The organism is Bradyrhizobium sp. YR681 (genome assembly GCF_000282615.1).
Lineage (GTDB): Bacteria > Pseudomonadota > Alphaproteobacteria > Rhizobiales > Xanthobacteraceae > Bradyrhizobium.
The window spans coordinates 70,469-90,593 of sequence record NZ_AKIY01000183.1 but is presented as its reverse complement, the minus strand read 5'-3'; the positions used below and the strand labels follow the sequence as shown (position 1 = coordinate 90,593).

Annotated in this window: 20 protein-coding genes and 1 pseudogene; 4 read left to right on the top strand and 17 right to left on the bottom strand. The window is 64.1% G+C overall.

Features of this window, described 5'->3' with window-relative positions:
* The 3 genes and pseudogenes from PMI42_RS14875 to PMI42_RS14865 all read right to left on the bottom strand — a co-directional run.
* Positions 1-558 (bottom strand): annotated as a pseudogene (locus PMI42_RS14875) (long-chain fatty acid--CoA ligase); the annotation flags it as partial.
* The gene (locus PMI42_RS14870) at positions 545-790 is read right to left on the bottom strand and encodes an acyl carrier protein (protein ID WP_008135396.1); all 246 of its coding nucleotides are present in this window, start codon (positions 788-790) and stop codon (positions 545-547) included. The pseudogene PMI42_RS14875 and the gene PMI42_RS14870, both read right to left, overlap by 14 nt.
* Positions 791-941: 151 nt before the next feature.
* Positions 942-2,756 carry a long-chain-acyl-CoA synthetase gene (locus PMI42_RS14865; protein WP_008135394.1) on the bottom strand — a complete coding sequence of 605 codons (1,815 nt, stop codon included), beginning with the start codon at positions 2,754-2,756 and terminating at the stop codon, positions 942-944.
* A 227-nt stretch (positions 2,757-2,983) separates the two neighbouring features.
* Between PMI42_RS14865 and PMI42_RS14860 the strand changes: the two genes are divergently transcribed.
* Positions 2,984-3,964, top strand: a complete 981-nt coding sequence (locus PMI42_RS14860; protein ID WP_008135392.1) for a Bug family tripartite tricarboxylate transporter substrate binding protein — start codon at positions 2,984-2,986, stop codon at positions 3,962-3,964.
* A 107-nt stretch (positions 3,965-4,071) separates the two neighbouring features.
* A complete protein-coding gene (locus PMI42_RS14855) occupies positions 4,072-4,782 on the top strand; it encodes an SGNH/GDSL hydrolase family protein (protein ID WP_008135391.1) in 711 nt (236 codons plus the stop codon).
* Positions 4,783-4,784: 2 nt separating this feature from the next.
* Here the strand turns inward: PMI42_RS14855 and PMI42_RS14850 are convergent, their stop codons facing one another.
* The 6 genes from PMI42_RS14850 to PMI42_RS14825 all read right to left on the bottom strand — a co-directional run bounded on the left by PMI42_RS14850 (position 4,785) and on the right by PMI42_RS14825 (position 9,687).
* Positions 4,785-5,054, bottom strand: a complete 270-nt coding sequence (locus PMI42_RS14850; RefSeq protein ID WP_008135389.1) for a DUF3551 domain-containing protein — start codon at positions 5,052-5,054, stop codon at positions 4,785-4,787.
* A gap of 34 nt (positions 5,055-5,088) precedes the next feature.
* Positions 5,089-5,367: a DUF3551 domain-containing protein gene (locus tag PMI42_RS14845; RefSeq protein WP_008135388.1), complete on the bottom strand. Its 279-nt coding sequence runs from the start codon at positions 5,365-5,367 to the stop codon at positions 5,089-5,091.
* 116 nt (positions 5,368-5,483) lie between these two features.
* Positions 5,484-7,361 (bottom strand): molecular chaperone HtpG, encoded by a 1,878-nt coding sequence (gene htpG / locus PMI42_RS14840; protein WP_008135387.1) that lies wholly within the window; start codon positions 7,359-7,361, stop codon positions 5,484-5,486.
* Positions 7,362-7,486: 125 nt separating this feature from the next.
* Positions 7,487-7,891 (bottom strand): hypothetical protein, encoded by a 405-nt coding sequence (locus tag PMI42_RS14835; protein WP_008135385.1) that lies wholly within the window; start codon positions 7,889-7,891, stop codon positions 7,487-7,489.
* A gap of 251 nt (positions 7,892-8,142) precedes the next feature.
* A complete protein-coding gene (locus PMI42_RS14830; RefSeq protein WP_008135384.1) occupies positions 8,143-8,742 on the bottom strand; it encodes a nuclear transport factor 2 family protein in 600 nt (199 codons plus the stop codon).
* A 138-nt stretch (positions 8,743-8,880) separates the two neighbouring features.
* Positions 8,881-9,687 (bottom strand): response regulator, encoded by an 807-nt coding sequence (locus PMI42_RS14825; RefSeq protein ID WP_008135383.1) that lies wholly within the window; start codon positions 9,685-9,687, stop codon positions 8,881-8,883.
* A 219-nt stretch (positions 9,688-9,906) separates the two neighbouring features.
* On the opposite strand from PMI42_RS14825, the gene PMI42_RS14820 reads away from it, so the two are divergent.
* Positions 9,907-10,140 carry a NepR family anti-sigma factor gene (locus tag PMI42_RS14820; RefSeq protein WP_008135382.1) on the top strand — a complete coding sequence of 78 codons (234 nt, stop codon included), beginning with the start codon at positions 9,907-9,909 and terminating at the stop codon, positions 10,138-10,140.
* Positions 10,140-10,688, top strand: a complete 549-nt coding sequence (locus PMI42_RS14815) for a sigma-70 family RNA polymerase sigma factor (protein WP_008135380.1) — start codon at positions 10,140-10,142, stop codon at positions 10,686-10,688. The genes PMI42_RS14820 and PMI42_RS14815 overlap by 1 nt, the downstream gene beginning before the upstream one ends.
* A 60-nt stretch (positions 10,689-10,748) precedes the next feature.
* On the opposite strand, the gene PMI42_RS14810 is transcribed toward PMI42_RS14815, so the two are convergent.
* From PMI42_RS14810 to PMI42_RS14775, 8 genes are all read right to left on the bottom strand, one after another.
* A complete protein-coding gene (locus PMI42_RS14810) occupies positions 10,749-11,447 on the bottom strand; it encodes a nitroreductase (RefSeq protein ID WP_008135379.1) in 699 nt (232 codons plus the stop codon).
* 112 nt (positions 11,448-11,559) lie between these two features.
* On the bottom strand, positions 11,560-12,804 hold the full coding sequence (locus tag PMI42_RS14805; protein WP_008135377.1) for an acyl-CoA dehydrogenase: 1,245 nt from the start codon (positions 12,802-12,804) through the stop codon (positions 11,560-11,562).
* Between the two features lie 138 nt (positions 12,805-12,942).
* Positions 12,943-14,184 (bottom strand): acyl-CoA dehydrogenase, encoded by a 1,242-nt coding sequence (locus tag PMI42_RS14800; RefSeq protein ID WP_008135376.1) that lies wholly within the window; start codon positions 14,182-14,184, stop codon positions 12,943-12,945.
* A gap of 115 nt (positions 14,185-14,299) precedes the next feature.
* Entirely contained in the window at positions 14,300-15,427 is a 1,128-nt protein-coding gene (locus PMI42_RS14795; RefSeq protein ID WP_008135375.1) for an acyl-CoA dehydrogenase family protein, read from the bottom strand.
* A gap of 159 nt (positions 15,428-15,586) precedes the next feature.
* Complete coding sequence (locus PMI42_RS14790; RefSeq protein ID WP_008135374.1) at positions 15,587-17,458, bottom strand: AMP-binding protein; 1,872 nt, start codon at positions 17,456-17,458, stop codon at positions 15,587-15,589.
* A 43-nt stretch (positions 17,459-17,501) separates the two neighbouring features.
* Positions 17,502-18,308 (bottom strand): enoyl-CoA hydratase/isomerase family protein, encoded by an 807-nt coding sequence (locus PMI42_RS14785; RefSeq protein WP_008135373.1) that lies wholly within the window; start codon positions 18,306-18,308, stop codon positions 17,502-17,504.
* Between the two features lie 189 nt (positions 18,309-18,497).
* Positions 18,498-19,256, bottom strand: coding sequence for an SDR family NAD(P)-dependent oxidoreductase (locus tag PMI42_RS14780; protein ID WP_008135372.1), 759 nt, complete (start codon positions 19,254-19,256; stop codon positions 18,498-18,500).
* Between the two features lie 54 nt (positions 19,257-19,310).
* Positions 19,311-19,913: a TetR family transcriptional regulator gene (locus PMI42_RS14775; protein ID WP_035965707.1), complete on the bottom strand. Its 603-nt coding sequence runs from the start codon at positions 19,911-19,913 to the stop codon at positions 19,311-19,313.
* Positions 19,914-20,125 lie beyond the last annotated feature (212 nt).

Sequence of the window (20,125 nt, the reverse complement as noted above, 5' to 3'; positions counted from 1 at the left end):
CCCGCCATAACGGCGGATGTCGTAGAACGTCGCCCACACCGGCGCGGGCCCCTTTGCGGGACCTTCTGCGACGATGGCGCCGGTCAGCGCTTCCAGCGTATGGCCGACGATTTTCGGCACGCCCGACGTACCCGACGTCAGCATCAGCCATTCGGTGGCACGCTCGGTGCCAACAGGCGTGGTGACTTCAAGCGGCAATTGTGCGGTAACGACGAGCGATACGCCGGTCTCGGCCCAATGTTCAGGCTCGTCGGTGACGACGGCATCGATCCCGGCGTCCGCGATCAGGGCATCGAGGTAGGCCGGGTTGAGATCGGGCGGGCACAGCAGCATGCGACGGGCGATGCCGTCGAGCTCGATCATGGCAAGGCTCGACCGGAGCTGGTCGGACAGCTTGAGCAGCACGGCGCGACCGGACAGCTCACGCAGGCGGCCGCCCAGAACCGTGTGCGACAGGATATCGGTCAGCGACACGACATCGTGCGCATCCGAGATCGTACGGCCTGTCAGCTCCGCGCCGAGATGGTCGCGGAGCGCAAAGATCTCACGCGGGGACATTTTCGTAGGCCCGCACGAAATCGCCGACCGTGGCGGGGAACGCTGCGTCCTCGGAAATGGTGAAGGGATCGACGCCGGTCTCGTCCTCGAGCCGCGCCACGAGGATCGCGAAGGCGAGCGAGTCGAAGCCCGTCTCGTGCAGGGACAGATCGTCCGAGAGCGCGGGGAGCGTGACGTGCTGTTCCCTGGCGATCTGCTGGATCGCTTCAATGACCTTGGACCGTACCGACATGGCTTCATCGCCTCATGTTGAGTTAATCGATCGAGTTTCTTGCGGCGGCTCTTGCTGACCGCCTCCCATGCCCGTGTGTTTACCGGACAGAAGTAAATGGGCTCTTGGACAATTCAGATAAAATTGGACCTATCTCCGGATTTTCACGCGGCTACAGCCTGATTCCGCCGTCCAGGATCCGTGCGTATATCTCCGCATTCAGCGCAACATAGCCGCCGGATGTCGGCTCCAGCATGAACAGCGGGTCGGCGATCGCAGCGGGATCGAATCCCTCACGGGCAAGCTCGCCCTTTTTCTGCTTGAAGGTCTCGGTCGCATCGAGCTCGCCCGAGATGCGGATGAAGACCGGGCGGGCGTAGGCCGGCAGGCGCTGCGCCAGATGCGCAGGCAGCGCGGCGATGTCAAAACCCTCGTTCACGACGATCGCGCTCATGCCGGCGCGGCCGTCGGTGCCGGCAATGCTGACGCCATAGGTGGTGGCGTCGATGACGCCGGTGAAATCGCGGACGGCATCGTTGACCTCGGAGGTCGCGACGTTCTCGCCCTTCCAGCGGAAAGTGTCGCCGATGCGGTCGACGAAATGAAAGAATCCCTTGTCGTCGAGCCGCATCAGATCGCCGGTGCGGAACCAGGCGTCGCCTTTGGCGAAGACATCGCGCAAGATCTTCTTCTCGGTCTCGCCGGCATCGGTGTAGCCCTCGAAGCGGCCGCCGCCTTGATCGGCCGAGCCGATGCGGCCGATGGCTTCGCCGGCCTCGCCGCGCGCGCAGGCGAGGCAGAAGCCCTCGTCGTTGCGCAGCGGGGCACCGCTATCGGGATCGAGCTTGACGAGACTGGCGGGAAAACGATGCGCGAGCAGCGGGGGAATGCGGCCGATCGCGCCCGGCTGGCCCTCGACGTTGAACAGCGAGAAATTGCCTTCGGTCGCCGCATAGAATTCGAGGATGCGGGGAATGGCGAAACGCGCCTGAAAATCCGCCCAGATGTCGCCGCGCAGGCCGTTGCCGCAAGCGAGCCGTAAGCGATGGCGGTTCTCGTATTCCGAGGGCGGCGCCTTCAACAGATAGCGGCAGAGCTCGCCGATATACTGGAACAGCGTGCAGTCGTGCCGCACGATGTCGGGCCAGAAGTTCGAGGCCGAGAATTTCTCCGCGATCACCACCGAGCCGCCGGCGGCAAGCATGCTGCACGGCGCGACGATGCCGCCAACCGAATGGAACAACGGCAGACAGTCGTAGAGCCGGTCTTGCGGCGTAGTGCCGGCAAGACCCGCGAACCAGAAACCCCAATTGAGGATGCGGCGATGGCTGATGCTGGCGGCCTTCGGCAGGCCTGTCGTGCCGGACGTGTAGATCAGCAGCGCGCGGTCGTCGATGGTGACGTCGCCACGTTCCCCGGGCGAGAGCGGACCATCATCGAGCGCGGCAAGCGCGACGTCGATGGCGCGCTCGCTTCGGGCATCGCCGTGAATCCAGATCTTTGCTTCCGTTGTCAGGTGCGGCTTCGCGCTCTCCAGCGTCTCGACCAGATCATGCGCGATAATGACGTGCAGGGGCCTTGCGACATCAAGGCAATGCGCCAGCGATGGACCGACGAGTTTTGTGTTGATCAGCGCGACCACACCGCCGACCCGGCTGATGCCGAGCCATGCCGCGACGTAGTCGATGCCGTTCGGCATGATCAGCGCAACGGTGTCGCCCTTGGCAAGGCCGACCGAGCACGCCCAGCGCGCATAGCGGTTGATCCGTTTCGACAGGCCCTCGTAATCCAGGCTCGCGTCATCCGCGACCAGCGCGAGGCGGTCGGGCTGGCGGCGCGCCCAATCGTCGACGACGTCGGCGAACAAACGCCCGGGCAGCGTCTCGATCCGTGCCGTGAGCTCGATCGCCTTCAGCCAGATCTTTGACGCCGACGGCGCGCGCGCGGCTTTCGGTTGCTCGATGACGCCGGTGGTCATGCCGTTCATTCTTTCGGAACGTGTCTGCTGGTTCCGGCACCTTAATCCGCGCGCCCTGCCCAGGTGTTAAGAGACAAGGTAAAAGCCGGTTAGCACTCGATTAACTCCAGTCATCCTTTACCAAGCCGCCGGGAACGGCGTGCGGCCCGGCGCGATTCTTGCGATAGCAATTCCAGCCATTCGGGCGCGCCGCGCGCGTCCGCCTCTCCCGTACGAGAGATGAACCGGGGCCCGCGATGATCACCAGACGCCATTTCCTTCAGACCGCCGCCTGTGCCGCCGCCGCGCTCGCAGCGCCGCGCGCATTTGCGATCGGCAACCCCTCCTACCCCTCGCGCAGTGTGAAATGGGTGGTGCCGTATGCGCCGGGCGGGGCCACCGACGTGCTGTCACGGCTGCTCTGCCAGCGCCTGTCCGACCGGTTCGGACAGACTTTCGTGGTCGAGAACAAGCCGGGCGCCGGCAGCAATATCGGCACGCAGGCGGTGATCGCCTCCGCGCCCGACGGCTATACGCTGCTGCTAACCTCGACCGCCAATGCGATCAACGCCTCGTTCGATCCGGCGCTGCCATATGATTTCGCGAAGGGCATCGCGCCCGTCGCCGGGGTCGCACGAATTCCGCTGGTGCTGGTCGTCAACAACGACCTGCCGGTGAAGAGCGTCGCGGACTTCGTCGCTTACGCCAAGGCCAATGCCGGCAAGATGTCGATCGCCTCCTCCGGCATCGGCACCTCGCTGCATCTGTCCGGCGAATTGTTCAAGTCGCTGGCCGGCGTGCAGTTCACCCATGTGCCCTATCGCGGTTCGGCGCCGGGCCTGACCGACGTGATGAGCGGCCAGATCCAGGGCATGTTCGACAACGTCACCTCCTCGTTCGAGCTGGTGCGCGCCGGCAAGCTGCGCGCGCTCGGCGTCACCACGCGCGAGCGCTCGGAGATCCTGCCGGACGTCCCGCCGATCGCGGACACGCTTGCCGGATACGAGACAAGCTCGTTCTATGGCGTCGGCGCCCCGCACGACACGCCGCGCGAGATCGTCGACCTGCTCAATCGCGAAATCGACAACGCGCTGTCCGACGCCGGGATCAGGGCCCGCATCGCCGAGCTCGGCGCGATCCCGCTGCACGGCAATGCCGGCGAGTTCGGCGCCATGCTGACGGTCGAGACCGACCGCTGGCGCAAGGTGGTGGAGCTGTCGGGGATCAGGAAGGACTAGCGATCCGGACGAAGAATGGCCGGCCTTACGGGACTAGGCACGCCACAGCAAAACAAGCTATGCTTTTCGCTACCTGAAGTTGTCATTGTCGCGACAGGGAGGCATCCATGGCGCTCGACCTTTCACAGATTCCCGTCAATGCAACGCCGTTCGAGCAGCCGCTCACCCATTTTGCCCGCCGATTGACGGACGGACAGGCCAAGGTGGTCGCGATCGGCTCGTCGACCACAGCGGGCGAAGGAGGCATCGCGCCCTATCCGCAACGACTGCTGGCGGACCTCCGGAGCAAATTCCCGAAAGCCGGGATCGACGTCATCAACCGGGGCGTTGGCGGCGAAGAGGCTCCCAAGGAGCTCTTGCGGTTCAAGCACGACGTCTTCGAACAGAAGCCGGATCTCGTGATCTGGCAGGTCGGCACCAATGCGGTGTGGCAACCGGCGGATCAGAATCCACCGACCTTCGACGAGACCAGGAGGGCCATCTCTGACGGCGTCGATCAGCTGCTTGTGAACGGAGGGATCGACGTGATCCTGATGGACCTGCAATATGTGCCGGCGCTGCTGACATCGGCCAATGTCGGCAAGGCGATCCGCATGGTCGAGACAATCAGCGACATCGCGCACAAGGCGCGCATCAACGTCTTCCGCCGTTTCGAACTGATGCGGGGCTGGCACGAGGTCGCGAAGATCTCGTTCGACCGGATGGTCGACCCCGGCGACGACACCAGGCTGCACGCAAGCGACTGGACCACGGACAAGATGACCTGGCAGTTGACCGACGCGATCGTCGCCGCAGTCAAAAAGGCGCAGTCGTCCTGAGGCTACCCGCCTCTCCTGTGGCGCGGGCGCGGCGGCGGTGCGTTCACCGGATAATACGGATTGAGATCGCAGGTCGCGGCACGGCCTGTCGCGGTGGCACGGCACTGCGGCAGCGAGGTGAAGGAGCAGTCGTACCACTCCCCGCCACCACCGCTTGAGCCGGAATAGATATGCAGGCAGACAGGATAGCGCGGGTCGAAGGTCTGCGCGTGCGACGGCGCGGCCGCGAGCGCGGCGCCGACGACTGCAATCAGACCGAACCCAAAACGCATGACAAGTGCTCCTGCGCGCCGCATCACGGACCGCTCAATGCACCTTCTTGTGACGCTTACGCGGCGGCGGCGGTTCGTCGAAGGCGTAGTAGGGGTTGACGTCGCAGCTGGCGGAGCGGCCCGACGCCGTGGCGCGGCATTGCGGCAGCGACGTGAAGGAGCAGTCGAAATAATCGCCGCCGCCACCGCCGAAACCGCCGGGCATGTAGACATGCATGCACACCGGATAACGCGGATCATAGGTCTGGGCGCGCGCATCTGCCGCAGCAAACAGCGTGAGGACGGCGGTGAGGGTCAGGATCGGCAAACGCATGAAGACATCCTCGAATCGGTGCGCCGGCGGACCTGATGCCGACGGCCTCCTATGGCATAACACCCCGCGGGAGGCGACTGTTCCTGAGGACAGATGACGGCAAGGTGAGGGCGGCGCTAGCCGCCGAGCCCCTGCAACACCAGCCGGTTCAACCGCGCCGCAAACGCTGCCGGGTCTTCCGGCAGCTCGCCGTCCAGGATCTGCGCCTGTTCGAGCAGGAGCAGGCTGAGATCGTCGACGGCCTTGGAGCCGGCCTGCGCCTTGGTGATGGCACCGACCATCGGGTGGCGCAGATTGATCTCGAGCACCGGTTTGGTGCGCATACCGCGGTTCTGCTGCGCCAGGATGCGTTCGAGCTCGCGGCTCGGGCCCTGGCTGTCGGCCACGAGACAGGAGGCCGAGCTGGTGAGACGCGTCGAGGCCTTGACGTCGCTGACGCGCTCGCCGAGCGCGGCCTTGATCACCGCGATGGTGGCGGCTTCATCGGCCTCAGGCGCGTCCTTCTTCGCCTCGTCGGCCTCGTCGGTGCGCGGGATCAGGTCGAGATTGAGATCGCCCTGGCTCAGCGACTTCAGCGGCTTGCCGTCGAACTCCGTCGGCATCGAGGTCCAGAAGGCATCGACGGGATCGGACAGCAGCAGCACCTCGATGCCGCGCGCGGTCGCGGCTTCCAGCCGCGGATTGGATTTCAGCCGCTCGATGCTGTCGCCGACGAGGTAATAGATCTCGGTCTGGTTCGGCTTGAAATCGGCGATGACGTCCTTTAGCGAACGTTTCTCGCCCGAGGTCGTGGTGAAGCGCGACAACGCGAGCAGCTTTTCGCGACGCTCGAAATCCTCGTAGATGCCCTCTTTCAGCGCCGCGCCAAAAGCGTCCCAGATCCTTGCAAAATTCTCCGGATCCTTGTCGGCTAGGCTTTCGAGCTCGGACACGACGCGTGTCGCCACGGCTTTCCGGATCTGCGCGAGCTGCGGATTGTTCTGGAGCATCTCGCGCGAGATGTTGAGCGGGAGATCCTCGCTGTCGACCACGCCGCGGATGAAGCGCAGATAGCCCGGCAACAGGTCCGCATCGTCGGTGATGAAGACGCGGCGGACATAGAGCTTGACGCGCCCCTTGCGCGAGGGCTCGAACAGGTCGAACGGCTTTGTCGACGGCGCGAACAGCAGCACTGCATAGGAGTAACGGCCCTCGGCACGGTAGTGCAGCGTCATCGCGGGATCGTCGAAGGCGGAGGCGATCTGCTGATAGGCCTTCTTGTAATCCTCCGCGGTCAGCTCGGATTTCGAGCGCTGCCACAGCGCGCTCGCCGAATTGATCTGGCGCGGCTCGCCTTCTTCAGGCACGAGCTCGATGGGGAACAGGATGTTGTCGGAATAGGCGCCGATGATGCGCTCGATCTCGTAGGCCTCGAGATATTTCTTCGCATCGTCCTTCAGGTGCAGGACGATCTCGCTGCCACGCGCCACGCGGGCCGCTTCCTCATCGCCGGCGCGTGCGATCTCGAAACCGGAGCCGCCTGATGACGTCCAGGACCAGACGTCGCTCTCGCCGGCGCGGCGGCTGACGACGACGATCTTCTCGGCGACCATGAAGGCGGAATAGAAGCCGACGCCGAACTGGCCGATCAGGCCGAGACCGTCCTTGGCCTCCTTCAGCTTCGAGACGAAGGCCTTGGTGCCGGAGCGGGCGATGGTGCCGAGATGATCAATCAGCTCCTGACGCTCCATGCCGATGCCGTTGTCGGCAATCGTGAGCGTTCCGGCGGTCTTGTTCGGGATGATCCGGATCTTGAGCGCCTCGCCCTCGCACAGCAGCGACGGGCTGGCGATCGCCTCGTAGCGCAATTTGTCACAGGCATCCGAGGCGTTGGAGACGAGCTCGCGCAGGAAAATGTCCGTCTCCGAATAGACGGAGTGCACCATCAGGTGCAGAAGCTCGGAAACCTCGGCCTGGAAAGGCTGCGTATGCACAGCCGTATCTGACGTCGTCATGCGTTTACCCGGTCAATCAAAAGGGGGAGAAACCCGGGATATAACGTACGGGGATAGGGGATCAAGTGGACGTGAAAAATCGCCCCTCCGGCGGAAGGGCGATCTGTCCGGCAGGCCAGGCCGGTTCAGGTCACGCAGCGGCCGGGCTGAAGCAATTTTGCGACCTCGGTCAGGGAGCTGACCATCGGCTCGCAGGCTACCGTCGGCCTGTTGCGGCCCTGCCTCTGGTTCTGAAGCAGGGTCGGCGGCTTGGCGTTGCCGGTCTCGATCACCGCGGGCACCCGCAGCAGCACCGACGTGTCGGCGAGGTCGTTCAGCCGCATCGACACGGTGCGGCTGGGAACTCCCTGCTTGATATCGGCGAGCCGGTCGGACTTTCCGGAGCGATTAATGTTGTGGCCGGGCTTGTCGACCCTGTCAGGGACCGTCTGCCATCGGTCGGCCAGATCGTGGCCGGAGGCCAGCTGCGCAGCGCCAAGCGCGAACGTAATCGCGACGGCACCTAAAAATGCTTTGTAAATCTGTGACATGGCTGTTGATCCCTCGCCCCATGGCGATCGCGGGAACAACGCGAGGAGCCGAGCAGGAGTTCTCAGCCGTTAAGATCACTTAACCGTGTGCGCAAATCCCGGCAGGCCGCACAAAAAAATTTGCAAGCGCCTGGAACGACTCCCGCGCCTGAGAGTCGTCTCAACAGCCGGCTATTCCCCCCTGCCCCATAAGCCGGCGACGTAGGGCGCGACTGTGGTGATGCCAGTCGCGCCTTACTTTTGTCTCGGCCTCACTTCGCCTTCCCCGCCAGCCAGTCCCGCCCCTCGCCATAGAGCTTCTCGACTTCGGCGCCGGTCAGGCCCGGCATGTCGCGCTTGACCTTGTAGCCGATCAATTCCTGCATGTAGGCGAGGTGGCGATAGCCTTCGGGGAGGCCGGCGAGCGCCTTCTGGTCGAGTTGAAGCGTCGCGGCGGGATCGACCGGATCGATCCGGTCCTTCTCGTAGATCGGCTGGCGGCGGACGATGCCCCAGGCGCCCTGCCGCTTCTCCAGGAAATCGTAGAAGCGCCCGGTGCAGACGACGTCGCAGAGCACGTCGTGCACCGGCGCACGCTGCGAGATCGTCATCTTGGTCTGCGCAATGGCCCGCTCGCCTGCAAGGTCGATGCTGGTGCCGCCGAGGAAATGCAGGATGCGGACGCCCTTGGCGAATCCCTCCTGGCTGACGCGGATGAAATCCTGCGCCGGTCCCTGAAACCAGGTGGCGGACATCCAGCCTTCGTCATGCCAGACGGTCGCAAAGCGCTCCCAATCACCGGCGTCGCGCCACACCGCCCAGTTCTCGACGAGGTCGCGGATGGCGAGGCGGTCGAGAAGCTGCGGGTTCATGGGCACGTCTCCGATTGGGGCACGCGCAAGGTATGAGCGGCGAACGCGATGCCCGTCAAGCGGGCACAAAAAATCCGGCGTGCCTTGCAGCACGCCGGATCAAATGGCTTCGCCGAATCTCAGGCCGCCGGCGCCTTGTTACGCCGCCGGCGCCTTGGGCGTGCGATTGCGCGAGTTGCGCTGGAAGAACAGCGCCTGGCTCGCCACCGCCGACACCATCGCGGGCTGGAATGGCTTTGAGATCAGGAACGCCGGCTCGGGGCGCTCGCCGGTGAGGAAGCGCTCCGGATAGGCGGTGATGAACACCACCGGCACCTCGAAGGTGCGCAGCAGCTCGTTGACGGCGTCGAGGCCCGACGATCCGTCGGCGAGCTGGATGTCGGCGAGGATCAGGCCGGGCCGCTTGTTCTTGGCCAGCGCCACCGCATCGGCATGGGTGCGCGCGACGCCGACGACATTGTGGCCGAGATTCTTCACCAGGCTCTCGAGATCCATGGCGATGAAGGTCTCGTCCTCGATGATCAGCACGTCGGTGGCGATCTCGGCCGCCATCTCGCGTCCAGCAGCGTCCGCAAGCCGCCGCGTCTCGGCGACGTCGGTGCCGAGGACATAGGCGACCTCCTCCTCCGAAAATCCCTCGAGCGAGAGCAGCAGGAAGGCCTGCCGCGGCAGCGGCGTGATGTTCGACAGCCGCCGCTCCGGCGGCATCGGCAGGGTCGTCACCTCGGAATCGTCGTTGACGGAAACTGAATTCCAGATCTGGGTGAACAGCCGGAACAGGCCGGCGCGCGGCCCGTGGCTCTCGTCGAGCACGGACGGATCGCCCAGCATGGCTTCCAGCATGGCTGCGACATAGGCGTCACCGGAGGCCTGGCTGCCCGTCAGGGCGCGCGCATACCGGCGCAACAACGGCAAGTGTTCAGCAACAAGCTGCGAACGGGACATCCCCACTCCATTCATTTCGGACCAACCTTGAAAAAGGGAACTGCGAGGGGAGGCCCGGGTTCCCCTACCGGGGCTGATGACGCATCAGAATAAGAAAAGTTCCCTTCGGGGCGGAACTTTTTGTCGTAGCTGGAATTGAACTCGTCCAGGGAACGGCTCCCGGTTGAGAGAACTTCTCGGTTTTACAGTCACTTAACTCGGGGAAACGTGGAACAGGTCATGAAAGATCTCAAGTCTCAAGCCAGCAAAAGCACGACCCCCGGCAAGGGAGGGCTCACTCCGGAGATCCAATCCCGGATCGGGCATCAACTCCGCGCCATGTACGACGACGTCGTGCGACAGGGGGTTCCGGATCGGTTCGCGGAACTGATCAAGAAGCTTGATACGCCGGGAGGCACTCCCCAGGAGGATGGCAGTGGGGGCTCGAACGACAACAACAATGGGAGGGTCTAATGCCTCTCACGAACTCCTTGCGTGACGACATCCTGGCGTCCGTGCCGAGCCTGCGCGCGTTCGCCATCTCACTTAGCGGCAATGCGGATCGTGCCGACGATCTGGTGCAGGAAACCCTGCTGCGCGCGCTCGCCAACATCGACTCGTTCCAGCCCGGCTCCAATCTGCCGGCGTGGCTGTTCACGATTCTGCGCAATCTGTTCCGCTCCGACTATCGCAAGCGGCGGCGCGAGGTCGAGGATGCCGAGGGCAATTATGCGAAGACACTGAAGACGCAGCCCTCGCAGAACGCGCATCTCGAATTCGAGGAGTTTCGCACCGCGCTCGAGAAGCTTCCGCAGGACCAGCGCGAAGCGCTCATCCTGGTCGGCGCCTCCGGCTTCTCCTATGAGGACGCGGCCTCGATCTGCGGCTGTGCCGTCGGCACGATCAAGAGCCGTGTCAACCGCGCCCGCTCGAAGCTCGCGGCGCTGCTCTATGTCGATGGCGCCGAAGACTTCGGCCCCGACGAGACCGTGCGCGCCGTGATCGGCGGCAGCGGCGGATAGCCGTGCGAGCAAGGTGAAAGGTAAAGGCGGCCGTTTCTGCGGCCGCCTTTACGCGCGTGATCACTCCTCGACGAACGTCACCGTATCGGCCACGCTCGCACGCGAGGTGCGGTAACTGTTGACCTTGTGTGCGTTGTCGGCATAGCCGAACGAGATGCCGCAGACGACACGGCGATCGTCGGACAGCTTGAAGTAATTGCGGATCAGGCCGGAATGGCGCGCCAGCGCCGCCTGCGGAATGGTGCCGAGGCCAAGTGCCTGCGCGGCCAGCATGAAATTCGAAACATAGGCGCCGCAATCGATCGCACCATAGATGCCGAGCGGCTCGTTGGTGTGAATGATCGCGACATGCGGCGCACCGAAGAAATTGTAGTTCTCCAGCGCCTGTTTGGCGTAGGCGCTTCTATCGCCGCGGGCGATGCCGAGCGTGTTGTAGAGCTGAAAACCGCTTTCGCGACGGCGTTCGAGATAGACCCCGCCATATTCGCGCGGCGGCGTGAAATCGTAATCGTCGCCAAGACCGCCTGAAGCTTCCTTGTAGATCAGCTGGCGGAAGCGCTCCTTGGCCTCGCCGCTGGCGATGATGACCTGCCAGGGCTGGCTGTTGCACCAGGACGCGGTGCGTTGCGCGGTGGTCAGCACGTGTTCGATGGTGGCGCGATCGACTTCCCTGGGCAGGAAGGCGCGGACGGAATAGCGCTCGTTGAGGAGCTCTTCGAGCACGCCGATGCGGTCGTTTTGTTTCACTTGTGCGTCCATGGATTGGTTCTCTTCGTAGGGTGGGTTAGCCGAAGGCGTAACCCACCTCTTCTGTTTCCGCGTCGACAGACGTGGTGGATTGCGTTTCGCTAATCCACCCTACAAGTCACGTCTACCGCCCCTTGGTCGGGATCTTGTTATACGGCACATCCTTGTCAACGCGGATGTCGCCCGGCAATCCCAGCACGCGCTCGGCGATGATGTTGCGCAAAATCTCGTCGGTGCCGCCGGCGATGCGCATCGAGGGCGATGACAGCAGCATCTGCTGGAATTGGCCCTGCACCGTCTCCTCGTCCGTGCCGGTGAGAGCACCGGCCGCACCCTGCAGGTCCATGGCGTAGGTCGCGATGTCCTGGAGCATCATGCCCGAGACCAGCTTGCCGATGGAGTTTTCCGGCCCCGGCCGCTCGCCCTTCGACAGCGACGAGATCGCGCGGTAGCTGGTGTATTTCAAGCCGCTCGCCTTCACCGCCCAGCTCGCAAGCTTCGAGCGCACGGCGGGATCGTCGATGGCGAGCCCGTCCTCCAGCATCAGGTTCGAGCAGAACTCGAACAGTTCAGGGACGCCGGTTGCGAGCCGCGAGCCGATCGACATGCGTTCGTTCATCAGCGTGGTCAGCGAGACGCTCCAGCCCTCGCCAACGGCGCCGAGCCGCTGGCTGTCGGGAATCACGACGTCGGTGAAATAGACCTCGTTGAACTCCTGCATGCCGTTGGCCTGCCTGATCGGGCGGACCTCGACGCCGGGGCTCTTCATGTCCAGGAAGAACATGGTGAGGCCCTTGTGCTTGGGGACATCAGGATCGGTGCGCGCGATCAAAAGACCGAAGTCGGAATAATGCGCGCCGGAGGTCCAGATCTTCTGGCCGTTGACGACCCAATTGTCGCCCTTCTTCTGCGCACGCGTGCGCAGGCCCGCGACGTCGGAGCCGGCGGACGGCTCGGAGAACAGCTGGCACCAGATCTCCTCGCCCGAGGCCAGCTTCGGCAGATAGCGGCGCTTGGCATCCTCGCTGCCCCAGGCCATCACGGTCGGGCCGCACATGCCCTCGCCGATCTGGAACGGCTGCGTCAGCTTGCCGTAGACGCCTTCCTCCTGCTGCCAGATCACCTTCTCGATCGGCGTGGCGTCGCGGCCGCCATAGTTCTTCGGCCAGTGCAGGCAGGCCCAGTTGCCCTCGAACTTCTTCTTCTGCCAGGCCTTGCCGACATCGACGATGTCGTGCTTCGCAAGCCGGATGCGGCCGAGCGAGGATTTCGACAGCTCGGCATGCAGCTCCTTCGGCGCATTGGCCTCGACCCATTTGCGCGCGGTTGCGCGGAATGCGGCTTCCTGCGGGGTGTCGTCGAAATTCATCTTCGAACTCTCCTCTCTCGCGCCCCGGACGCTGCGCAGCGCGAAGCGGTGCGCTGCAGAGCCGGGGCCATCGTGACCTGCTGTGTCCCGGCTCTGCGGAGCGGCACTTCGTACCGCACCGCGTCCGGGACAAGAAACTCATCTTCCCTTCGTCGGGATCTTGTTGAACGGCACGTCCTTGTCGACACGGATATCGCCGGGCAGGCCCAGCACCCGCTCGGCGATGATGTTGCGCATGATCTCGTCGGTGCCGCCCTCGACGCGCGTGCCGGGCGCACGCAGCAGCATCGCCTGGAAACGGCCGGCGAGCTCGGCATCCTCGCCGCTGACCACGCCGCTCGCGCCCTGCAGGTCCAGTGCGTAGGTCGCGACGTCCTGGATCATCGAACCCGCCACCAGCTTGCCGATGGAATTTTCCGGGCCCGGCCGCTCGCCCTTCGACAACGCCGAGATCGCGCGCATGCTGGTGTATTTCAGCCCGCTCGCCTTCACCGCCCAGTTCGCCAGCTTCGAGCGCACCGCGCGATCCTCGATCGCGGGACCATCGTCGAGCATCAGGCTGGAGCAATATTCGAACAGTTCGGGGAAGCCGGTCGAGACGGCCGCGCCGATCGCGCTGCGCTCGTTCATCAGCGTGGTCAGCGAGACGTTCCAGCCATCACCGACCTCGCCGAGGCGTTGATGATCGGGAATGCGGACATTGGTGAAATAGACCTCGTTGAAGTCGGAGGCACCGCTCGCCTGCTTGATCGGCCTGACCTCGACGCCCGGGCTCTTCATGTCCAGGAAGAACATGGTGAGACCTTTGTGCTTGGGCACGGTGGGATCGGTGCGGGTGAGCAAAATGCCGTAGTCGGAATAATGCGCGCCCGACGTCCAGATCTTCTGGCCGTTGATCACCCAGTCATCGCCGTCCTTTTCCGCGCGCGTGCGCAGACCCGCGACATCCGAGCCGCCGGCCGGTTCGGAGAACAGTTGGCACCAGACCTTTTCGCCGGATGCGAGCGGCGGCAGATAGGTGCGCTTATGCTCCTCGCGCGCGAACGCCATCATGGTCGGCCCGCACATGCCGTGGCCGATGATGAACATGCGCGACAGCTGGCCGAACGGCCCCTCTTCCTGTTGCCAGATCACACGCTCGATCGGCGACGAGCCGCGGCCGCCATACTCCTTTGGCCAGTGCAGACAGGCCCAGCCGGCATCGGCCTTCTTCCTCTGCCAGGCCTTTGCCACTTCGAGGATGTTGCCGTTCTTGAGCACGGTACGGCCGAGCGAGGATTTGCGCAGATCCTCCTCATATTCCTTGGGCGCGTTGGCGCCGATCCAGGCGCGCGCCAAGCTGCGAAATTCGGCTTCCTGCGGGGTGTCGTCGAAATTCATGGTGCTTCTCTGTTGTCCGTAGGATGGATTAGCCGAAGGCGTAATCCACCAATTCTATCGAGCCTTGTCGGTCGATGGTGGGTTACGCCTTCGGCTAACCCACCCTACGATCCCATCACGCCGCGTTCTTCTTGCGCATGCGGTCGATCAACTGGTCTTCCCAATAGGACAGGCTGCCGAGGCCCAGCGCCATGGCGTTGGCGCGGCGGTAGTACATGTGGCAGTCGAACTCCCAGGTGAATCCCATACCGCCGTGAACCTGGATGTTGTTCTTGGCGCAGTGCTGGAACGCCTGCGTTGCGCTGATACGCGCGGCCGCGGCGGCTTCCGGCAATTCGGATGCGTTGGTGGAGAGCGCCCAGGCGCCGTAATAGCTGTTGGAGCGCGCCAGCGTCGCCGACACATACATGTCCGCGAGCATGTGCTTGACCGCCTGGAACGAGCCGATCTGGCGGCCGAAGGCGATGCGGTCGAGCGCGTAGTCGCGGCCCATCTCCAGCGCGCGGTCGGAGCCGCCGACCTGCTCGAAGGCGCACAGCACTGCGGCGCGGTCGAGCACCTGGGTGAGGATGCTCCAACCGTCGCCGCCGGCGCCGAGCGGCTCGGCCTTGGCGTCCTTGAAGATGATCTCGGCCTGGCCGCGGGTCGGATCGAGATTGGTCAGGCTCTTCACCTCGACGCCGGCAGCCTTGAGATCGACCAGGAACAGCGAGATGTCGCCGTCGCGCCCGCTGGAGCCGGTGCGCGCGGCAACCACCGCGAAGTCGGCGATTGCACCGTCAGCGACCGGCTTCTTCACGCCGTTGAGCACGCCATTCGCAGCCGTCAGCTTGACGTTCTTCGGCGCCGGATTGCCCTTGCCCTCGAACAGCGCCAGCGTGCCAATCGCATCGCCCGAAGAGATAGCCGGCAACCACTTCTTCTTCTGCGCATCGCTGCCCGCGATCAGCAGTGCTTCCGCCGCCAGATAGACGGTCGAGGAGAACGGCACCGGCGCGTTGGCCCGGCCCATCTCTTCCGCAATCACGCAAAGCTCGAGATGGCCGGCGCCGGCGCCGCCAAAATCCTCGGGAATCGCGACGCCGAGAAAGCCCATTTCGGCGAGGCCTTTCCAGAGCTCCTTGTCATAGGGCGCCTTGCCGTCGAGCACGACGCGCACCGCCTTGGGAGAACACTTTTCGGCGAGGAATTTGCGCGCCTGGTCGCGGAGCTGCTTCTGGTCGTCGGAGAAATCGAAGTTCATGGCCGCCTACCTTTTATTGTCTGTCGCTTGAATTGATGCCGTCATTCCGGGGCGCCGCGTAGCGGCGAGCCCGAATCCATATCCACCAGCCGGGGTTATGGATTCCGGGGCCTGGCCCTGCGGGCCATCCCGGAATGACGAATGGAGAGAGTGTCGTCTTCATTTCAGCACGATCACATCCTGATCCGGCCTGTCCGCATAAAGCCGCTCCACCAGCGCAGCCCGGCGCTCGAGACCGGCGCGCTGGTTGATGTAGCCCTTGTCGGTGAGTTCGTTGCCGTCGATAGAGGGCGGCTCGGCCATCAACATCGCGCGGCCGATGATGCGACTGCTGGCGCCTTCACATTCCTTGTTGTGAGTCTCCAGCCCGCGCTTGAAGCAGGCGATGACCTCGGGATGTTTTACGGCCTCCTCGAAGCTGAGATCGGGATTGCCGACGAGCTGGCGACAGGCGTGTAAATTCGGCCAGGCGAGCAACCCAATGAAAGCCCGATCCTGTCCCGCAACCAGCGCGTCATGCACGACCGGCGTTGCGGCCGCGATCGCATCGGTACGCAGCGAGCCGACATGAACGAAGGTGCCGGTGGTGAGCTTGAAGTCCTCCACGACACGGCCGGCGAAGATGATGCCCTGCACCGGATCGGCATCGTCGACGAAGATACCGGCATCGCCGATGCAGTAAAAACCCTCCTCGTCGAACATCTTCCTGGTCAGGTCCGGCTGACCAAAGTAGCCGGGCGTGACGTTGATACCGCGCAGGCGCAGCTCGTATTTCGAGCCGCACGGCACCATCTTCAGCTCGACGCCGGGGAACGGCAGGCCGATCAGGCCGACGCGCTCGGTGTCCCAATAGGTGCCGGTCGAGGTCGGCGCCGTCTCGGTCGAGCCCCAGCCGGTGTAGAACACGATCCGCTCGCCGGTGGTTTTCACGGCGAGGGCCTGCATGCGGTCATAGAGATCGTCGGGCAGCCGGGCGCCGCCATAGGCCATGATCGCGAGGTTCTTGAAGAAGGAGCGGCACAGCGCGTCGTCCTTCTCCATGGCAGCGGCGAGCGCGGCGTAACCGGCGGGCACGTTGGCGTAATAGGTCGGCGAGATCTCGCGCAGATTCCGCAGCGTCTCCTCGAACTGGCCCGGCATCGGCCGGCCGTCGTCGATAAAGAGCGTGCCGCCGTCGACCAGCACGGGGTGAAACGCCGCATTCCCGCCCATGGTATGGTTCCATGGCATCCAGTCCAGCATGGTCGTAACAGGGCCGCTCGGATTGCGCGGCCGCACCTGCATCATCATTGCCGCATTGGCGCACATCATGGCTTGCGTGTTGATGACGGCCTTGGGCATGCCGGTCGAACCGGACGTGAACAGCAGCTTGCCGACAGTATCGGGCGTGATCTTCGCGATCGACGCTTCGACATCAGCCGTCACCGGCGTCGCTGCCAATTCAGCAAAGCTGATGCTCTTGACGCCCTCGCAGGGACGCGCGACGTGAACAACGGTGACGCCGGTGAGATCGAGCGCCTTCAGCGCCTTCTCGAAGGCCGGACCGTCCTGCACCATCACCACGGCCGGCTTGATCAGGTCGAACAGATATTTCAGCTTGACGTGGTCATGGCTCATCAGCGAGTAGGCCGGCGACACTGGCGCAGCCGGGGCGCGCGCCTGCATCGCGGCCTGCGTCATCAGCGCGTGCTCGATCGAATTGCCGGAGAGGATCGTGACCGGCCGGCCGTCCAGCTTGAGATCAAGCAGCGCCTGCGTCAGCGCATCCACGGTGCGCTTGGCCTCGCCATAGGACACCTTGCGCCATTCGCGGTTCGGACCGCCTCGCTGCGCCAGCCAGATCCGCTCGGGCGCTTCCTTTGCCCATTTCGCCAGCGAAGCCGGGATGTGCTTCTCGTAAGGTTGCAGCGGAATGCGCGACTTCAGCACCACCGTGCCGTCGGCGCGCCGCTCGACATCGATGTCGCGCGCCAGCCACTCGACCTTGCGAAAGGCGGGCTTCGTCATCACCGCCGCCGCGCTTCCACTCATTTTGCGTCTCCCGGAATTACTGTCCTTTGCGGATCTTCGTGGTTCAGCGCTTGATATAGACAGGCTTTCGCTTCTCAAGGAAGGCCCTGATGCCTTCCGAAAATTCCTCGGAGCGGCTGCACAGGACCTGGTTGCGGTCCTCCATCGCGATCACAGCCTCCAGCGATCCCGCATCGACGCTCATGTTGAGACATTCCTTCGACAGGCGCAGGCCCACGGGCGAGGCCGTCATCATCGCATCGACGTAAGGCGCGGCCGCAGCATCGAGCTTGTCCTCGTCGACGACCTCGGAGACGAGCCCGACCGCCAACGCGCGATCGGCCCCGATGAAACGTCCGGTCAGGATCAGCTCGGACGCCACGGAGACGCCGACAAGCCGCGGCAGAAAGTAGCTGGTGCCGATGTCGCAGCCGCCAAGACCAAGCTTGATGAAGGCGCAGTTCATCCGCGCCGATTTTGTCGCGATGCGGATGTCGGAGGCGAGCGCCAGCGCAAAGCCGCCGCCGGCCGCCGCGCCCTGCACCAGAGAGATGATTGGTTGCGGGCAGCGCCGCATCAGCATCACGATGTCGGCAATGCGCCGCTGCGAGTCCAGCGACTCGGTCACGCCGGGCGGCTCCTGCTGCCCGGCACGGCGGGCCATCGCGGCCTTGAGGTCGAGGCCTGCGCAGAAATTCTTGCCAGCGCCGCGCAACACGACGACGCGCGTGTCGCGGTTACGCTGGAGACCCTGGAAGTAAACGTTGAGCGCATCGATCAACGCAGGATCGAGCGCGTTGAGATTTTCGGGCCGATTGAGCGTCACCCGGTCGACGCCGTCGTCATGCTCGATCAGCAGCGGTTGGGACATGGGGCGCTCCTGCTTACCGGTCTTGGCGGTGCCGATTGTTGTGCCCTCTCCCCTTGCGGGAGAGGGCATGTAAATCGCTGGCCACATACTCGCTTGGGTGAGGGGTCTGTCTCCGCGGATAGAGACCCCTCATCCGGCGCGCTCAAGAGCGCGCCACCTTCTCCCACAAGGGGAGAAGGAAGAAAGCGCCTACCGCGGAGCCATGCGGATGGCGCCGTCGAGACGGATGGTCTCGCCATTCAGCATCGGGTTCTCGACGATGTGCACCGCAAGCGAACCATATTCCTTGGCATCGCCGAGGCGCGAAGGATGCGGCACCTGGGCACCGAGGCTCTTGCGGGCTTCCTCGTTCAGACCCATCAGCAGCGGCGTGAAGAACAGGCCGGGCGCGATGGTGTTGACGCGGATCTTCTGGCTGGCGAGGTCGCGCGCGGCCGGCAGGGTAAGGCCGACGACGCCGCCCTTCGAGGCCGAATAGGCGATCTGGCCGATCTGACCTTCATAGGCGGCAACCGAGGCGGTGTTGATGATGACACCGCGCTCTTCACCGACCGGCTCGATGGTGACGAGGCGCTCGGCGAACAGCCGCAGGCAATTGAAGGTGCCGATCAGATTGACGTTGATGATGCGCGCGAACTTTTCGAGCGGATAGACGCCGTCGCGGCCGACGATACGCTGCGAGCCGCCGATGCCGGCGCAGTTCATCAGCACGCGGGCAACGCCATGCGCGGCTTCCGCCTTCGCGATCGCCGCCTTGATCTGCTCCTCGCTGGTGACGTCGGCATGGAGGGCTACGCCCTTCACTTCGGCGGCGACCTTCTCGGCGTTGTCCTTGTTCTGGTCGATCACGCCAATCTTGGCGCCCTTGGCTGCCATGGCGCGGGCAGTCGCTTCACCGAGGCCCGAACCGCCGCCGGTGATGAGAACGGCTACGTCTTTCAATTCCATCGCTTGTACCTTTCCTTGGGCGTTTCTTCTCTAGACTTCTACGTTCTGGCCGGATTATCCGGCCGCAGCAGCTTCCCCGGCTTGCGCGAGGATGCCGCCGCAGATCAGCGTTTCCATGTGCTTGATGTATTGCCGGCAGACGTCGTCGGTGACCGGGCCGACGCCGGTCGCGCGAGACATCGCGTGCCGGCCGAAGAACAGGTGATCGCAGGCGCCGATCAGGCTGGTGTAGAACAGCACCGGATCGGTGGCCCGGAACTCGCCGCGACTGACGCCCTCGGCGAGCAGACGGCGGTGGAAGTCCAGCAGCGGCGCGACGAAGAACTTTGAAACTTCGTCGGCGGAGCCGGCAACACTTTCGTGCAGGAGATAGTGGATCAGCCGGTTCATGTAGGGGAACCGATGATAGGCGCGGATGATGCCGCCGATATGCAGCTTCAGCTTCGCTGTCGGCGTGATCGGCTGGGCCAGCAGATATTCGAGATTGGACAGCTCCGTCCCGGCGTCGCGCTCGAGCAGCGCCAGCAGCAGGCCGTCCTTGTTGCCGAAATGATATTTGACCAGCGCGGCATTGGCGCCCGACTTCTGGGCGATGTCGGACAGCGAGATCTCGATCGAGGAGCGTTCGATCATCAACTCGCTGGCGGCCACGAGCAATTTCTCTGCCGTGGAATTTTTTCCGCTGGGGAGCCTGTTCGGTACGCTGGTAGCCACGGAGGTCCCTGTTTTGACCGCAAGAGAGGAGCGCAGATAAGCCGAAGCAGCGCCTCATCACAAGAATTAATTGATCGATTGACTAAACGATCAGCCACCTCTTAAATCCGCCGCGACAACCCAACGCGATACAGAACAATCCAGGGAGAGACCGA

Excerpts from the sequence above, each read along its gene's own strand:
- PMI42_RS14795 (WP_008135375.1), bottom strand. The coding sequence starts at position 15,427 with ATGAACTTCGATTTCTCCGACGACCAGAAGCAGCTCCGCGACCAGGCG.
- PMI42_RS14860 (WP_008135392.1), top strand. The coding sequence starts at position 2,984 with ATGATCACCAGACGCCATTTCCTTCAGACCGCCGCCTGTGCCGCCGCC.
- PMI42_RS14815 (WP_008135380.1), top strand. The coding sequence starts at position 10,140 with ATGCCTCTCACGAACTCCTTGCGTGACGACATCCTGGCGTCCGTGCCG.
- PMI42_RS14790 (WP_008135374.1), bottom strand. The coding sequence starts at position 17,458 with ATGAGTGGAAGCGCGGCGGCGGTGATGACGAAGCCCGCCTTTCGCAAG.
- htpG (WP_008135387.1), bottom strand. The coding sequence starts at position 7,361 with ATGACGACGTCAGATACGGCTGTGCATACGCAGCCTTTCCAGGCCGAG.
- PMI42_RS14855 (WP_008135391.1), top strand. The coding sequence starts at position 4,072 with ATGGCGCTCGACCTTTCACAGATTCCCGTCAATGCAACGCCGTTCGAG.
- PMI42_RS14785 (WP_008135373.1), bottom strand. The coding sequence starts at position 18,308 with ATGTCCCAACCGCTGCTGATCGAGCATGACGACGGCGTCGACCGGGTG.
- PMI42_RS14810 (WP_008135379.1), bottom strand. The coding sequence starts at position 11,447 with ATGGACGCACAAGTGAAACAAAACGACCGCATCGGCGTGCTCGAAGAG.
- PMI42_RS14850 (WP_008135389.1), bottom strand. The coding sequence starts at position 5,054 with ATGCGTTTTGGGTTCGGTCTGATTGCAGTCGTCGGCGCCGCGCTCGCG.
- PMI42_RS14825 (WP_008135383.1), bottom strand. The coding sequence starts at position 9,687 with ATGTCCCGTTCGCAGCTTGTTGCTGAACACTTGCCGTTGTTGCGCCGG.
- PMI42_RS14845 (WP_008135388.1), bottom strand. The coding sequence starts at position 5,367 with ATGCGTTTGCCGATCCTGACCCTCACCGCCGTCCTCACGCTGTTTGCT.
- PMI42_RS14805 (WP_008135377.1), bottom strand. The coding sequence starts at position 12,804 with ATGAATTTCGACGACACCCCGCAGGAAGCCGCATTCCGCGCAACCGCG.
- PMI42_RS14865 (WP_008135394.1), bottom strand. The coding sequence starts at position 2,756 with ATGAACGGCATGACCACCGGCGTCATCGAGCAACCGAAAGCCGCGCGC.
- PMI42_RS14820 (WP_008135382.1), top strand. The coding sequence starts at position 9,907 with ATGAAAGATCTCAAGTCTCAAGCCAGCAAAAGCACGACCCCCGGCAAG.
- PMI42_RS14830 (WP_008135384.1), bottom strand. The coding sequence starts at position 8,742 with ATGAACCCGCAGCTTCTCGACCGCCTCGCCATCCGCGACCTCGTCGAG.
- PMI42_RS14800 (WP_008135376.1), bottom strand. The coding sequence starts at position 14,184 with ATGAATTTCGACGACACCCCGCAGGAAGCCGAATTTCGCAGCTTGGCG.
- PMI42_RS14780 (WP_008135372.1), bottom strand. The coding sequence starts at position 19,256 with ATGGAATTGAAAGACGTAGCCGTTCTCATCACCGGCGGCGGTTCGGGC.
- PMI42_RS14870 (WP_008135396.1), bottom strand. The coding sequence starts at position 790 with ATGTCGGTACGGTCCAAGGTCATTGAAGCGATCCAGCAGATCGCCAGG.
- PMI42_RS14835 (WP_008135385.1), bottom strand. The coding sequence starts at position 7,891 with ATGTCACAGATTTACAAAGCATTTTTAGGTGCCGTCGCGATTACGTTC.